The organism is Mangrovitalea sediminis, from assembly GCF_002514725.1.
GTDB lineage: Bacteria > Pseudomonadota > Gammaproteobacteria > Pseudomonadales > Oleiphilaceae > Mangrovitalea > Mangrovitalea sediminis.
Genome location: NZ_NTLB01000004.1, coordinates 442,785 through 456,076, shown reverse-complemented (window position 1 = coordinate 456,076; position 13,292 = coordinate 442,785). Strand labels below are relative to the sequence as shown.

The following is a 13,292-nucleotide window of genomic DNA, read 5'->3' as shown; positions in this document are numbered from 1 at the left end:
TTGAAGAGGTTGACGAGATGGAAGTTATTCTGCTCGAGAAAATTGCAAATCTGGGTGCTTTGGGTGACAAGGTGCGGGTTAAGAACGGCTTTGGTCGTAACTTCCTGGTACCTTACGGTAAAGCGGTTCCCGCGACCAAGGCTAACATCGAGGCTTTCGAAGCGCGTCGCGCCGAACTGGAAAAGGCTGCCGCTGAAGCCTTTGCTGGCGCAGAGGCACGTGCCGAGAAGCTGAAAGAACTGGCGCTGACGATCACGGCCAAGGCTGGTGATGAAGGCAAGCTGTTCGGTTCTATTGGCGTTCGCGATATCGCGGATGCGGTAACGGCGACTGGTATCGAAGTTGGCAAGAGCGAAGTTCGTATGCCGGAAGGTCCGATTCGCAACACTGGCGAATTTGATATCACGTTGCAGCTGCATTCTGACGTAACGGTCGATATCAAGGTGACAGTTGTCGCCGAGTAATCGGTAGCGACTCTTGCCCTGACGATTTTTGCGGTATCATGACGGCCCGGGGTGCGTTAGCACTGCCGGGCCTTCTTTTATTCAGGCAATCGATCTGGGCACATGACAAATCTCGCTGAACAGGATACCGGACGGATCAAGGTCCCGCCGCATTCTGTCGAGGCTGAGCAGGGCGTTCTCGGTGCCTTGCTGCTCGACAGTGGTAAATGGGATCTGATTTCCGATGCTGTCGTGGCAGAAGACTTCTACCGCCACGAACACCGCATTATTTTCGAATTTATCGAGCGCCTCGCCGGGGAAGGGGAAGCGCTGGATGTCGTCACCCTGGCGGAGTTGCTGGAGCGCTCTGACAAGCTGGCTGAAGCCGGTGGCATTGCTTACCTTGGTGAGCTTGTCGACAAGACGCCAGGTGTATCGAACATTCGTGCCTACGCTGACATCGTTCGCGAGCGTTCGGTGTTACGAAAACTGATTGAAGTGTCTGGCGGAATTGCCGATGCGGCTTTCAGTCCTCAGGGGCGCAGCAGTGCCGAGCTACTTGATGACGCTGAGCGGCGCGTTTTCCAGATTGCAGAGTCGCGCAGTCGTCAGGGGACCGGACCGCAGTCCATCAACCCGATTCTGACCAAGGCCCTGTCCCGTATTGAGGAACTCTTCGAATCGGATGGTTCGATCACCGGGATTACGACCGGGTTCAAGGACCTGGACAACATGACCTCCGGGATGCAGCCTTCGGACCTGGTCATCGTGGCCGGCCGCCCTTCGATGGGTAAAACCACCTTCGCCATGAACCTGGTGGAGAACGCGCTGCTGAGAACCTCCAAACCGGTTCTGGTGTTCAGCATGGAGATGCCTGCTGACTCCATTGTTATGCGTATGCTGTCTTCCATAGGTCGTATCGACCAGACCAGGGTTCGTAGCGGTAAGCTGGAAGAAGAGGATTGGCCGCGCCTGACATCTGCCGTCAGCCTGCTTAAGGACAAGCCCCTTTTCGTCGATGACACGGCCGGACTCAGTCCGACCGATATGCGTTCCCGTGCACGCCGTGTGGCGCGTGACTGTAAAGGGGAGATCGGCCTGATCATGGTCGACTACCTGCAGTTGATGCGGGTACCCGGCAATACTGAAGGGCGTACCGCCGAGATTTCGGAAATCTCCCGCTCTCTGAAAGGGTTGGCGAAGGAGCTGAACTGTCCGGTTGTGGCGTTGTCGCAGTTGAATCGGAGCCTCGAACAACGTCCCAACAAGCGGCCGGTGAATTCCGATTTGCGGGAATCCGGGGCTATCGAGCAGGATGCCGACGTCATCATGTTCATCTATCGTGACGAAGTGTACAACGAGGATAGTCCGGACAAAGGCGTTGCCGAAATTATTATCGGCAAGCAGCGTAATGGGCCTATCGGTACCGTGCGCCTGGCCTTTATGGGGCGTTACACCAAGTTCGAGGACTTGGCTCATGGTGACTATGAGGGTGAATTCTAATGCCCAGAGCCACGGTTGCGGTTATCGATCTGGATGCGTTGCGTTTCAATTTTCGACGGGCTGCAGCTCTCGCCTCGCCGGCGGACACCATGGCGGTGGTCAAGGCCGATGGCTATGGTCATGGATTGGAAGCCGTTGCCGGGGCCTTGGCTGATTTGACATCCCGTTATGCTGTGGCATGCCTGGAAGAAGCCGAGCGTCTCCGTGAAGCCGGATTAACGCACCCTGTCGTGCTCCTGCAGGGTGTGCATGACAAGACTGACTGGCCAAGATGTGCCGAAGCCGGGTTTGAAGTGGTGGTGCATGAACCCGGGCAACTGGAGGATCTTTTTGTATCTGCCGGTGGGGCCCAGGTCCTTTGGATCAAGGTCAACACGGGAATGAATCGTCTGGGTTTTTCGTCGGGCGATATTGCGGGGATTGTCGAACGAGTGCGGCGCCGGCCCAACATCCGGTTGCGAGGTCTGGTCACGCACCTGGCCTGTGCTGACGATCCCGGTCACCCGATGAATGCGCACCAGATTGGCCTTATGGCTGACTTGCAGAATGAATTCCCGGATCTCGAAATCAGTGTTGCCAATTCTGCGGCGCACTACCGCGATGGCGATGCAGCGTTCCATTGGACACGGCCCGGTATCATGCTCTATGGCGGAACGCCCTTGCTGGGCAAGACCGGCCAGGATCTGGGGTTGCAGCCGGTAATGACGCTGCAGTCACAACTGATTGCGGTCCGTGAGCTGGATAAGGGTGACAAGGTCGGTTATGGCGCTGCCTGGCAGGCCTCCGAGCGTTGTCGTATGGGGATTGTTGCCATTGGTTACGGTGACGGCTATCCGCGACATGCTCCCGCCGGTACCCCGGTCTGGGTACGTGGTCGCCGAGTCCCTTTGATTGGGCGAGTATCGATGGACATGATCGCCGTGGAGCTGACCGACGTGCCCAGTGCTCAACCTGGCGATATGGTTGAGCTTTGGGGAAGGCATGTTAGCGTGGATGAGGTGGCGCGTTTGGCGGGAACGATCAGCTATGAGTTGCTCGCGGGGCTAACTTCCCGTGTTCCTCGCCGCTATCTGGCGGCGGGTTCCTGATCGACGGTCGACCCTGAACCGTGGCCTAAGTCCTGTCCTATGCGCGCTGGTCGGGCGGGAAAACGACTTCGTCGATGAAGTCGAGAACAGTCACGACATGGTGATCATCCATTTTCTTCAGCACACGATGTATCACCATGCGGGTGCCTTTCAGCGTGCTGCTGATGCCGACACTGGCCATCCCCATCATCATAGTGCCGGCGCCGAGGCGTCGTAGAGGTTCAAGGAAGAAGAAGTCGAGGCCGGATTCCGTCATGTCCATGATGAGATGATACAGCTCGTCAATGCGCTCCCGAGAGGGGCCTTCGCTCTCGATACGTTGACGCAGTGCCGTCGCCCGCGAAATGAGATCCTCTGAAATCGGCGCGGCGATATGACTCTTTTGCTTGACCATGCAAACCTCTATACCTGCAGATAACGTAACAGCTCTATGACTCTAGCCTGCGTGGGCACCTTCGTGCGTGCGCGTGTTAGGTGTGCAGTGTGCCTTGCTACATGAGCCTGTAGCATTGGCTCGGTGTGTTGGCTGATCGCGTCAGCAAGGCCGTTGGCGATGGGTATTCTCGTCCAAATGACGCAATCCGAGTTACAATTTCATATGGAGGGATTGTTTCGCTAAAACAGGAGGTTGACCGGCGGAACCCGTGATTTTCTCCTGTTGAGTGTGCGCCGTCGGATGGTGTCAGTAAAGGCGGGCTAACTGGTGTCGGGTCGTTGTCTGAAAATGGGACAGTGCTTGTGAATGTAGTGGTGCTACACGACAGTGGGTTACTGGGCAGGGTGTTGCTGGAGCGGCTGCGCGAGCGGTCTTTGCAGGTGACGCCGTTGTTGATCAGTCGCCCCGAATCTTTGAGCGTCGAAGACCTGCGAGCCTGTTTGCCGCCGGGCGCCGATCTGGTGCTGAATGTTCTGGGAGCGCCGGACCCGGTCGCAGCGGAAGCTGATCCGGAGATGGCGCGCCACATGGTTTTCACCTTACCGCTGGGACTCGCCGATTACTGCTCGGACCATCAGGCGGCGCTGGTTCAACTTTCCAGTAGCTATATTTTTGATGGTCGAAAACAGAGTGCCTATATTTCCTCGAATCCGGGACACCCCTTTGGCCAGCTCGGTTGCTGGCAGTGGGAGTGTGAGCAGGCGCTGAGGGCGCTGCTGCCACGGCACATCATTTTGCGGACGGGATGGATGCTGGAGGCGCTGGTGCATCGGGTGCTGGCTCTGTGCGATGCCGGGGGAACGCTGTCGATGCCAGGGCGTTGTCGTGGCCAACCGGTTGCGCTCAGGGATCTGGCGAGGGTTTTGGCGGCAGTAGTGCTTCAGTTGGAATGCGGTGCTGAGGTCTGGGGTACTTATCAGTATGCCGGGGCGGAAGAGGTGTCGCTGTATGAGTTGGGGCAGGCGATCGTCGCGCAGGTTGGAGATCGCTGCAAAGTGAATGTGGTTGATGCCGAAGCGGACTGGACCCGGCTGGAGCCAGCGAATACCGCGTTGGGCTGTATCAAGATTCGCAACACCTTTGGCATAAAACAAGTGCCTTGGCGTCGTGAGTTACCGGAGGAAGTCCGTTTGGTGTCAGCTGCGAGGTCTGCGAAAACGGCACCGGCCGGAAGCTGATTCCGGCCAGTGGCGCTTGGCGGTCTATTCGTTGCTGCAGCGGGAGATGGGCTTGATGATTTCCTGCAGACCTTCGAAGTTCTTCAGCGAGATATCCCGCCCCTGAACATCGATCAGCCCCAGTTTCTGGAAGCGGGTAATCACCCTGCTGACGGTCTCTACTGCCAACCCCAGATAGTTGCCGATATCGTTGCGCGCCATCGGCAAACGGAAGCGTGTCGGCGACAGTTTCCGGCGCTTGAAGCGACTGGACAATGACAGTAGCAGCGATGCGATGCGTTCTTCAGCGGTATTCTTGCTCAGCAGCATCGATAACTGATGGCTTTCCTGGATTTCCTTGCTCATCAGTTGAAAAAAGTGATGCTGCAGAGAGGGCAGGCGTGTCGCCAGGTCTTCGAGCTTATCAAAGGGGATTTCGCAGACACTGGTGCGGTCCAGTGCCTTGGCGCAACAGGAGTAGGTCTCGGCATTCATGCTGTCGAGCCCAATGATTTCGCCAGGAAGGTAGAAACCGGTGATTTGCTCGTCGCCTTCCTCGCTCACCATATAGGTCTTGATAGCACCACTACGGACGGCATAGCAGGACTTGAACGGCTCATGCTGCTTGAAGATGTGGCTGCCCTTATCGACAGTCCGACCCTGCTGGACGACATCCTCCAGACGCTCCATGTCCTGCTGATTCACTGCCAATGGCAGACAAAGGTTACTGAGGCTACAACGATTGCATGAAGGATTCAGTAACGTTGCCGCTGGTGAAATGGATATTCGCTCGCCCATAGCCGTTGCTCCGAAAGAAATGCGCTCTCCATAATGAGTGCAATGTAATCCTTTGTTTATTACCCGCCAATGAATTTCTGTCCATTCATCGTACGGAATTATGCTGATGGGTCTGACTTTCACCCTATCATGATTGTTATTTTTTCCAAACACCTGTCTCTGATACCGGCAGGCGATCTTCCGCAATACGTTGATAATAAAGGTCCAACTGGGATGCATTGTGTGCCATATGCCGGCCTAGCAGGCTCCATGCACCAGCGCCCAGTCCCAGCATCCTATCGGGTATGTTGTTGCCAGCATGCCCGTTCTCTACGGAATCGTTAGCCGCTGGTGCCGGTAAACCCTGTAATTGGAACTGCTCGGTGGTTATGGGCTGCAAGCCCAGGTGAGACCAGTATTGTTGCAGCATCTGCGATTCAGGGGCGTTCGCCGCAAGCTGCCATTCCTTTGTATCCAGAAGCAGGTGTGTAAACCCAAGCCCCCGCAACAGCGCATACAACCCCTCCTCGACGAGAGGTTTCTCCATATCGACGACTGCATACGACAGGTTTGCGCCATTTATTTTAAAGCAGCGGCTTGTGCGGTACATGACCTCAGTCAGTTCGGCTTTACTCAGCCACGCGACCGGATCACCGAGCCAGAATAGATGGGAGAGCGTCAGGGGCTGTTTCAGGCAGTCGCAGACGAGTTTCATCTCGGCGAACAGGCTATCCAAGTAGTTTCGCACGGCCTGCTGGGCCATGGGTTGTGCGGGGTGATAGCAGGCCGGTAACCGGCTGAAGGGGAACTCAAGCGCCAGCGCGATAGGTTCGTCTGTCAGGGAAGATAATGCCGACTTGAAGGAGACTTCAGCAGGTATCCGCTCCCGCTGCATAATCAGGCTCGGTGCCTCGCGCAGCAGGCTTTGCCACAATTCGAGGCTATCGAGAGGACCTGGACTGGATGTCCATTTCTTGAGGCCGTCATATTCGGCTGTTGATTGCACCTACCACACCTTAGCCGCTACCGGGCTCACTACGACTGACTGTATTTTGGCAGTGTAGCGATCCCGGTGTCGGGACAGGTTGATCTGTGTCAATGAAAGCCGAGGGTTAGTCCTGCAGGCGCCGGAACACCAGCGTGGCGTTGGTGCCGCCGAAGCCAAAACTGTTGGACATGACCGTCTTTAGCCGGGCTTCTTTGCGGGTTTCGCTCACGACCGGGAGGCCCTCGATGGCGGCGTCTGGTGATGTCAGGTTGGCGGTGCCGGCGATGAAGTCGTTATTCAGCATCAGCAGCGAATAGATTGCCTCATGTACACCCGCCGCGCCGAGTGAATGCCCGGACAGCGCTTTGGTTGAGGAGATCGCGGGGATGTTGTCGCCGAAGACTTCCCGGACGGCCTTGATTTCAGCAACATCGCCGACCGGCGTGCTGGTGCCGTGCGTATTGATATAGTCGATCGGGGTGTCCACTGTGGACAAGGACATGCGCATACAACGCGCGGCGCCTTCACCGGAGGGGGCCACCATGTCGTAGCCGTCTGAGGTGGCGCCGTAGCCGACCAGCTCAGCATAGATGGGCGCGCCGCGGCGACGGGCGTGCTCCAGCTCCTCGAGTACCAGCATGCCACCGCCCCCGGCGATAACAAATCCATCCCGACCCTGATCGTAAGGGCGGGATGCGGTCGCCGGGGCATCGTTGTATTTGGTTGATAGGGCGCCCATGGCGTCGAACATCATGGTCAGAGACCAGTGTTCTTCCTCGCCGCCGCCGGCGAAAACGATGTCCTGGCGACCGCTCTGGATGTGTTCCATCGCGTGGCCGATGCAGTGAGCGCTGGTCGCGCAGGCCGAGGAGATAGAATAGTTGAAGCCGCGGATGCCGAATGCATTTGCCAGGTTGGCGGAGACGGTGCTGGCCATGATGCGCGGCACCATGTAAGGACCAATGCGCTTGACGCCACGTTCACGCAGGATATCGGTCGCTTCGACCTGATTGGCGCAGGAAGCGCCACCCGAACCGGCAATGATCCCGGTGCGGTCGTTACGAACCATGCTCTCGTCGAGCTTTGCGTCGGCAATTGCCTGCTGCATGGAAAGATAGGCATACAGTGCGGAATTGCCCATAAAACGACGCAGTTTGCGGTCTATCTCGCTGTCGTCGACGGTCAGAGAGCCCGAAATCTGGCTGCGAAAGCCTTTTTCCCGGTAAGTCGGGTTGGCGGTGATGCCGGAACGGCCCGTTTGCAGGCTTTCCAGAACATCGTCGGTAGAGTTGCCCAGACAGGACACAATGCCCATCCCGGTCACAACGACTCGTCGCATAACATTTCTCCATGCCTTGTGCGTCTTTCATTGTAGGGACCCCGTGACCGAAACGGAATTTGACCAAGGTCTACGCTTTCTCCAGGCCGCCTGTCGGGCCTTTTATCGACAGAAAATTGAGTGGGGTGCCCGGCGGCTTTATGATCAGGTTTATACGGGGGAAACGTGATGAAGACAGGGCTGTGTCTGCTGCGCTCAACGGTGTTCTACATTGGCTATGCACTGGCGGTAGTGGTGTTCGGCTTGAGTTTGCTCATTGTTATTCCCTGGTTGCCGCTGCGCCATCGTATTCGGGTTGCTGCCGGGTTCAACCGGTTTGTCATCTGTTGGTCTCGATGGGTTTGCGGTATCCGTTATCGGGTGGAAGGCCTCCATGCGATGCCCGAGGGGCCCTGTATCATCGTCAGTAATCATCAGAGCGCCTGGGAAACCTACTTGTTCGCGCTCCTCTTCTCTCCTCAGGCCGCCGTGCTCAAGCGTGAGCTTCTGCTGATTCCCTTTTTTGGTTGGGTCCTGCGTCTACTCAAACCGATCGCTATTGATCGCGGCAAGCCCACTCGGGCCCTCAAACAGTTGTTACAGCAGGGTGAGGCTCGTCTCAATGAAGGATTCTGGATTACCATTTTCCCCGAGGGAACGCGGGTGCTCCCCGGTCAGGTCCGGCGCTTCAACAAGGGGGCAGCGATGCTGGCGGTGCGAACTGGTGTGCCCATTGTGCCGGTGGCGCATAACTCCGGTATTTGCTGGCCCGCGGGTCAGGTCAGCAAGGCACCGGGTGAAATCGTAGTGGTCGTCGGCGCCCCTATGTCGAGTGCTGATACCACGGTCGATGCACTGCATGAGCGTGTCGAATTGTGGATTCGCCAGCAGATGGTCGATTTGGTGCAGGTCCCGTCGACAGCGGCGACCGGCCCGGACGCCGCTAAGCGGCGCCTTGGGGCTGGGTCTCAGGTTTGACGGCGCGCTAGGCGTAATCGGAAAAGTCGTGGGGCTCGGCTGCCAGGGCAAGACAGACGCTGCCTGGCCCGACATAGATACTGCTCGTAATACCCATCTGCGAGAGCAGCAGCTCGATGCCATTTTCCTCGCAGGCACGCTTCAGGCGATCGAGACCTGGAAGTTGCTCCAGTTCGTCTTCCTCCACGCCATAGGAAAGACTGACATAGGGTGAGAGCAGGCCGTCCTTGATACGCCCGACGGCATAGTCGATAACCTTTTCCACGGCGCCTTCGAAGCTCCGGACTTTCGCCACCGGTTGCCCTTCTGCACCTTGCCCCCACAGCACGGGGGTAATGTTCAATGCCTTGCCGAGAAAGGCTACAACCCCGGATACGCTCTTGTCGCCGCGCCGTCTGGCCCGTGCTCGCACATAATACAGGTCGCGGGGTATCACGACGTTGTACATCGAGTCGGTAAAAGACTCGACCCGCTGGCGTAGGGCATTCTTGCCAATGGACTGCTTGATAAGGTGAACCGTATGGGCGGCCAGTAATCCCTGTCCGGCAAAAATGCTGCGGCTATCGATGACGCGCATGGTGAAGAGCTCGTTCTGATCGGGCTCTGCCCGCGAGCTCCGGTAATCCGCCAATACCCGCTGCATCGCATCGGTGGCATTTTGGTAGATCATACTGCGGGTGCGCGTCACCGTTTCGCAGAAGGCCAGGTCGTATTGGGTGATGATCTCCTGCATGAACAGATCGTAGATCTGCTGCACGCTGAAAGCTTCCGTTTCGGCTTCATGTCCTTTTTCCAAAAGCCCGCTTTGGTAGAAGGTCCGGGTTGTGACCGGGTCGTGGTCGTCGACAAAGGTCTGGCCATCGATGCGAGCCGTTACTGGAAGAATGAATATGCCGTGTTGCTTGATAAATGCGTACGGTAAGTCACAGGCCGAGTCCACTATAAGGCCTACTCGCATAGTGCCTTTCTCCTTTTGTTGTTGTCTGCCCCAGTGCTTTCGTTGCTGTTTTCCGGCGGGGCTTTCGTGCAGAGGCAAGCGGTGTATTGCTGGATATCACCTTGTCGCGACTGTTGGCGCTGATGCCAGCTGACAACACTGCGCATCCGCTCATTTTCACACGATAAACTTAGGTATAGCACATGTCTGGTCGGCCGAATCCCATGGCTGTTGAGGCCAATGGTGTTTCGGACCTCTTATGGGAAGTCCTTCGAGGTGATGCGGATGGGGGGCCGGGCGGTTCCCTGACATTCCATTGATGGCCGTCAAGGTGCCGCTGGGCATGCTGATTTACGATGGAAAGCTACATTGGCATGGACTGGGGGTGTGTATGAAAGGGCAGCGAAAAGGATGGGGGCGCTTAGGTATCGGCTTGTTGTTGGTGGTGTTGGGTTTGACCTTGGCGAGCATCACTTCAGCGCATATGGCCGGTTATGGCCCTGGCACCATGATGGCCTCCGGCAACGGAACGGCCTCAGGTAACACGACGTCCGGTGCCATTTGCGGTCCGGGCATGACACGGGGTTTCGGTTACTGTCTCGGGTCCGGTATGGGCCCCGGGATGATGGGTGGTTATGGCATGGGCCCCGGGATGATGGGCGGATACGGTTATGGTATGGGCCCGGGGATGATGGGTGGTTATGGCATGGGTCCTGGGATGATGGGTGGATACGGTTACGGTATGGGCCCTGGGATGATGGGTGGATATGGTATGGGCCCCGGAATGATGGGAGGTTACGGCTACGGCATGGGGCCGGGCATGATGGGTGGCTGGGCCGGCTCGCCCTTGCAGCTCACCCGTCAGCAGGAAGAGCAGATCGGGAAAGTTATCGAAGGGAGTGTGGCGCGTCAGCTCAAGCATGCAGAACAGTTACACCTTCACATGTTTGATCTCAATCAGGCGCTGTCAAAACCGGACCCCGACATGGCAGCCGTGAAGAAGGCCTACGACGCGGTTGAAGCTCAGCGGCGTGCGATGTTTCTTGAGCGGATTGAGATGGGTGTGCAACTGCGCAAATTACTGACCAAGGAGCAGCTGGAAACCCTGCAGAAACATCAACGATGGATGTGGGATCGGGAGCAGGATAATCATTGAATCGGTGCGTTGACTCGACCCGGCTGGCTTAGTGCGACTGCTCCAGTGCCAGTCGGGCGCCGATGGCTAACAATATGGTGCCGGTGATGCCCTGAAACAGACTGCCCGCAGAAGCAGCCCGTTGTGAAAAGCGCCGTTTGGTGTGTGTGACTCCCCACGCCAGCAGACACTGCCAGATCATTGCGAGCATAAAATGCATGCCGGCCAGGAGTAGCGATTGCACGAGCGCAGAACGCTGGGGGTCGATGAACTGGGGCAGAAACGCCATGTAGAACAGGATGGTCTTGGGATTCAGGACATTCGACAGAAAGCCCTCCCGAAAGGAACGCCAGTCACCCTGTTTCCGCGCCGGGGGCGCCAGCGATTCGGGGGTGGCGTATGACGGTTGCTGCCAGGAACGTATCAGGGTGGTGACGCCGAGCCACATCAGGTAGCCGGCGCCAGCCAGCTTGAGCAGTGCGAAAGCCCAGGCGGTCTGCAGCAGAATGACGGAAATACCGATGGCTGAGACCGTTGCGTGTACAAAAAGGCCGCAGCAGATGCCGAGGCTGGTCACTGCGCCGTCACGCCACCCGCCGCGGACGCTATTGCGAATCACCATCAGGGTGTCCACGCCCGGAATCATTGTCAGCAGCGTGATAGCGAGCAAAAAGGTTCCGAGGTGTACGAACAAGGTCAGTTACTCGCTACTGGCTGGCAATGATGATGGTCCGGCTTGCCGCGTCGTCAGTATCAATCCGAGAAGGATGAGTATCCCGCCAAACAGGTGAAACAGGCTCAAATGTTCGCCGAGGAACAATCCTGCGAGCACCGCGGCAAACACTGGATTGAGGTACATGAACATGGCAGCACGGGATGGACCGACGCGGTGTACGCCATGATTCCAGAACGCATAAGCCAGCAGGCCCGGGAAGATGGCGACGTACAGAAAGGGTGGGACCAGTCCGGGGCGCAGGTGGAAACCTCCGTGCAGGAGCAGGTCGCCGAGGTAGAACGGCAGGATAACCAGCACGCCGAATGCCACCTGACAGGTGAGGAAGGCCAGCGGATCCATCGGCACCGCCTGCCGTCTCAACAGAACCGAGAAAAAGCCCCAGCAGAACACCGCACACACCATGATGAGATCGCCGGGCTGGAAGGCCAGGTTGGCCAGGTTATGCCAGTTTCCCCGGGAGATGATAATCAGCATGCCGACCAGTGCCAGGCCGATACCCTGAGCCTGGGCGAGCCGGATGCGGTCGCCGAGAATGATCCAGGCCAGCAGAGCGACCATCACCGGAATCGTCGAGTTGAGCAGTGTGATATTCAGCGCGGTGGTGGTTTGCGCCGAGAGGTACAGCAGGGTATTGAAGGCGCCTACGCTGAAGGCCGCCAGGGCCAGTAGTGACGGCCAACGCTGTTTGACGATGTCTCGTTGGCGCCAGACGCGCGGCAGGCCAAAGGGCAGCAGGATGCACAACGCCAGGGTCCAGCGCCAGAAGGACAGCGCCAGCGGCGGGATTTCGCCCACCACGCCTCGGGCGATCACGGCGTTGCCTGCCCAGAACAGGGCGGTCAGGGTCAAGCCGCCATAGGCCAGCCACACCGAACTGCTTTTTGTCGCCTGCAAGGGACCTCCTTAGGACTCCGGAACGGTTGTCGGGGATGACAGGATTCTACGGTAAATTGCGTCGAACGGACGGGGTCTTTACCGGAAAGTCTGAACGTGAAGAGGGTAAGGTACGGTGGGAGAGGGCTGCACGGCAATAGTGCGTGCAGCCCGGATGGCGGATTAGAGTGTGATCTGGGCGCCCAGAACGCCCATGAACTTGGATAGCCATTGGGGGTGTGCGGGCCACGCCGGTGCAGTGACCAACTTGCCATCGACATGGGCCTGATCCACGGCGATGTCCATGTACTGGCCACCAGCCACTTTAACTTCCGGCCCGCAGGCGGGGTAGGCGGAGCACTGCTTGCCTTCCAACACGCCGGCGGCCGCCAGCAGTTGCGCGCCGTGACAAATCGCGGCGATGGGCTTATCCGCTGTGGCGAAGTGACGAACGATTTCCAGAACCCTGTCGTTGAGTCTCAGGTATTCCGGTGCACGACCGCCGGGGATCACCAGGGCATCGTAGCTGGCGGGGTCGATTTCACTGAAGGTCGCGTTCAGGGCGAAATTGTGACCGGGTTTCTCCGAATAGGTCTGGTCACCTTCGAAATCGTGGATGGCCGTTCTTACGCTGTCCCCGGATTTTTTATCAGGACAGACAGCATGGACTTCGTAACCGACGGCCAGTAGTGTCTGGAAGGGAACCATGACTTCATAGTCTTCGACATAGTCGCCAACGAGCATCAGCAACTTCTTCATAACGGCCTCCTTTTCATGCCTTGTTTTAGGGTCTTCTCCATGCAGCCCTGCGAATTTGGCAGGTATCGCATCGGATTTTTGCGTCCATTCTTAAAATTGGTATTACCATTTCACTCCGATGATGGGCTGTCAAATGAATTTTCGGTGGGTACAAACGACAGTGC

At 57.6% G+C, this 13,292-nt stretch carries 14 protein-coding genes; 6 read left to right on the top strand and 8 right to left on the bottom strand.

Annotated features, from left to right (window positions below):
- Positions 1-17 precede the first annotated feature (17 nt).
- The 3 genes from rplI to alr all read left to right on the top strand — a co-directional run bounded on the left by rplI (position 18) and on the right by alr (position 3,034).
- Positions 18-464 (top strand): 50S ribosomal protein L9, encoded by a 447-nt coding sequence (gene rplI, locus CLR77_RS11970; RefSeq protein ID WP_097460871.1) that lies wholly within the window; start codon positions 18-20, stop codon positions 462-464.
- Between the two features lie 102 nt (positions 465-566).
- Complete coding sequence (gene dnaB, locus CLR77_RS11965; protein ID WP_097460870.1) at positions 567-1,946, top strand: replicative DNA helicase; 1,380 nt, start codon at positions 567-569, stop codon at positions 1,944-1,946.
- Complete coding sequence (gene alr / locus CLR77_RS11960; RefSeq protein WP_097460869.1) at positions 1,946-3,034, top strand: alanine racemase; 1,089 nt, start codon at positions 1,946-1,948, stop codon at positions 3,032-3,034. Before dnaB ends, alr begins: the two co-directional genes overlap by 1 nt.
- A gap of 37 nt (positions 3,035-3,071) precedes the next feature.
- On the opposite strand, the gene CLR77_RS11955 is transcribed toward alr, so the two are convergent.
- On the bottom strand, positions 3,072-3,428 hold the full coding sequence (locus CLR77_RS11955; RefSeq protein ID WP_097460868.1) for a hypothetical protein: 357 nt from the start codon (positions 3,426-3,428) through the stop codon (positions 3,072-3,074).
- A 344-nt stretch (positions 3,429-3,772) separates the two neighbouring features.
- On the opposite strand from CLR77_RS11955, the gene CLR77_RS11950 reads away from it, so the two are divergent.
- Positions 3,773-4,648 (top strand): SDR family oxidoreductase, encoded by an 876-nt coding sequence (locus CLR77_RS11950; protein WP_097460867.1) that lies wholly within the window; start codon positions 3,773-3,775, stop codon positions 4,646-4,648.
- A gap of 24 nt (positions 4,649-4,672) precedes the next feature.
- Here the strand turns inward: CLR77_RS11950 and fnr are convergent, their stop codons facing one another.
- The 3 genes from fnr to fabB all read right to left on the bottom strand — a co-directional run bounded on the left by fnr (position 4,673) and on the right by fabB (position 7,731).
- A complete protein-coding gene (gene fnr / locus CLR77_RS11945; RefSeq protein ID WP_097460866.1) occupies positions 4,673-5,425 on the bottom strand; it encodes a fumarate/nitrate reduction transcriptional regulator Fnr in 753 nt (250 codons plus the stop codon).
- Positions 5,426-5,561: 136 nt separating this feature from the next.
- Positions 5,562-6,410, bottom strand: coding sequence for a hypothetical protein (locus CLR77_RS11940; RefSeq protein ID WP_097460865.1), 849 nt, complete (start codon positions 6,408-6,410; stop codon positions 5,562-5,564).
- Between the two features lie 106 nt (positions 6,411-6,516).
- The gene (fabB, locus tag CLR77_RS11935) at positions 6,517-7,731 is read right to left on the bottom strand and encodes a beta-ketoacyl-ACP synthase I (protein ID WP_097460864.1); all 1,215 of its coding nucleotides are present in this window, start codon (positions 7,729-7,731) and stop codon (positions 6,517-6,519) included.
- Between the two features lie 168 nt (positions 7,732-7,899).
- Here fabB and CLR77_RS11930 point away from each other — a divergent pair, with 168 nt between their 5' ends.
- The gene (locus CLR77_RS11930) at positions 7,900-8,688 is read left to right on the top strand and encodes a lysophospholipid acyltransferase family protein (protein ID WP_198962748.1); all 789 of its coding nucleotides are present in this window, start codon (positions 7,900-7,902) and stop codon (positions 8,686-8,688) included.
- A 7-nt stretch (positions 8,689-8,695) separates the two neighbouring features.
- On the opposite strand, the gene CLR77_RS11925 is transcribed toward CLR77_RS11930, so the two are convergent.
- Positions 8,696-9,646, bottom strand: a complete 951-nt coding sequence (locus tag CLR77_RS11925) for a DegV family protein (RefSeq protein ID WP_097460863.1) — start codon at positions 9,644-9,646, stop codon at positions 8,696-8,698.
- Positions 9,647-9,968: 322 nt separating this feature from the next.
- Here CLR77_RS11925 and CLR77_RS11920 point away from each other — a divergent pair, with 322 nt between their 5' ends.
- Positions 9,969-10,781 carry a Spy/CpxP family protein refolding chaperone gene (locus CLR77_RS11920; protein ID WP_143269410.1) on the top strand — a complete coding sequence of 271 codons (813 nt, stop codon included), beginning with the start codon at positions 9,969-9,971 and terminating at the stop codon, positions 10,779-10,781.
- 28 nt (positions 10,782-10,809) lie between these two features.
- Here CLR77_RS11920 and CLR77_RS11915 read toward each other — a convergent pair whose 3' ends face one another.
- The 3 genes from CLR77_RS11915 to CLR77_RS11905 all read right to left on the bottom strand — a co-directional run bounded on the left by CLR77_RS11915 (position 10,810) and on the right by CLR77_RS11905 (position 13,128).
- Entirely contained in the window at positions 10,810-11,454 is a 645-nt protein-coding gene (locus CLR77_RS11915; protein ID WP_227519893.1) for a LysE family translocator, read from the bottom strand.
- A gap of 6 nt (positions 11,455-11,460) precedes the next feature.
- The gene (locus CLR77_RS11910; RefSeq protein WP_097460862.1) at positions 11,461-12,390 is read right to left on the bottom strand and encodes a DMT family transporter; all 930 of its coding nucleotides are present in this window, start codon (positions 12,388-12,390) and stop codon (positions 11,461-11,463) included.
- A gap of 162 nt (positions 12,391-12,552) precedes the next feature.
- Complete coding sequence (locus CLR77_RS11905; RefSeq protein WP_097460861.1) at positions 12,553-13,128, bottom strand: DJ-1/PfpI family protein; 576 nt, start codon at positions 13,126-13,128, stop codon at positions 12,553-12,555.
- Positions 13,129-13,292: the final 164 nt, after the last annotated feature.

Bases quoted from the DNA above. Each gene is read 5' to 3' on its own strand.
- rplI (WP_097460871.1), top strand. From the start codon at position 18: ATGGAAGTTATTCTGCTCGAGAAAATTGCAAATCTGGGTGCTTTGGGT.
- dnaB (WP_097460870.1), top strand. From the start codon at position 567: ATGACAAATCTCGCTGAACAGGATACCGGACGGATCAAGGTCCCGCCG.
- alr (WP_097460869.1), top strand. From the start codon at position 1,946: ATGCCCAGAGCCACGGTTGCGGTTATCGATCTGGATGCGTTGCGTTTC.
- CLR77_RS11955 (WP_097460868.1), bottom strand. From the start codon at position 3,428: ATGGTCAAGCAAAAGAGTCATATCGCCGCGCCGATTTCAGAGGATCTC.
- fnr (WP_097460866.1), bottom strand. From the start codon at position 5,425: ATGGGCGAGCGAATATCCATTTCACCAGCGGCAACGTTACTGAATCCT.
- fabB (WP_097460864.1), bottom strand. From the start codon at position 7,731: ATGCGACGAGTCGTTGTGACCGGGATGGGCATTGTGTCCTGTCTGGGC.
- CLR77_RS11930 (WP_198962748.1), top strand. From the start codon at position 7,900: ATGAAGACAGGGCTGTGTCTGCTGCGCTCAACGGTGTTCTACATTGGC.
- CLR77_RS11925 (WP_097460863.1), bottom strand. From the start codon at position 9,646: ATGCGAGTAGGCCTTATAGTGGACTCGGCCTGTGACTTACCGTACGCA.
- CLR77_RS11920 (WP_143269410.1), top strand. From the start codon at position 9,969: ATGCTGATTTACGATGGAAAGCTACATTGGCATGGACTGGGGGTGTGT.
- CLR77_RS11905 (WP_097460861.1), bottom strand. From the start codon at position 13,128: ATGAAGAAGTTGCTGATGCTCGTTGGCGACTATGTCGAAGACTATGAA.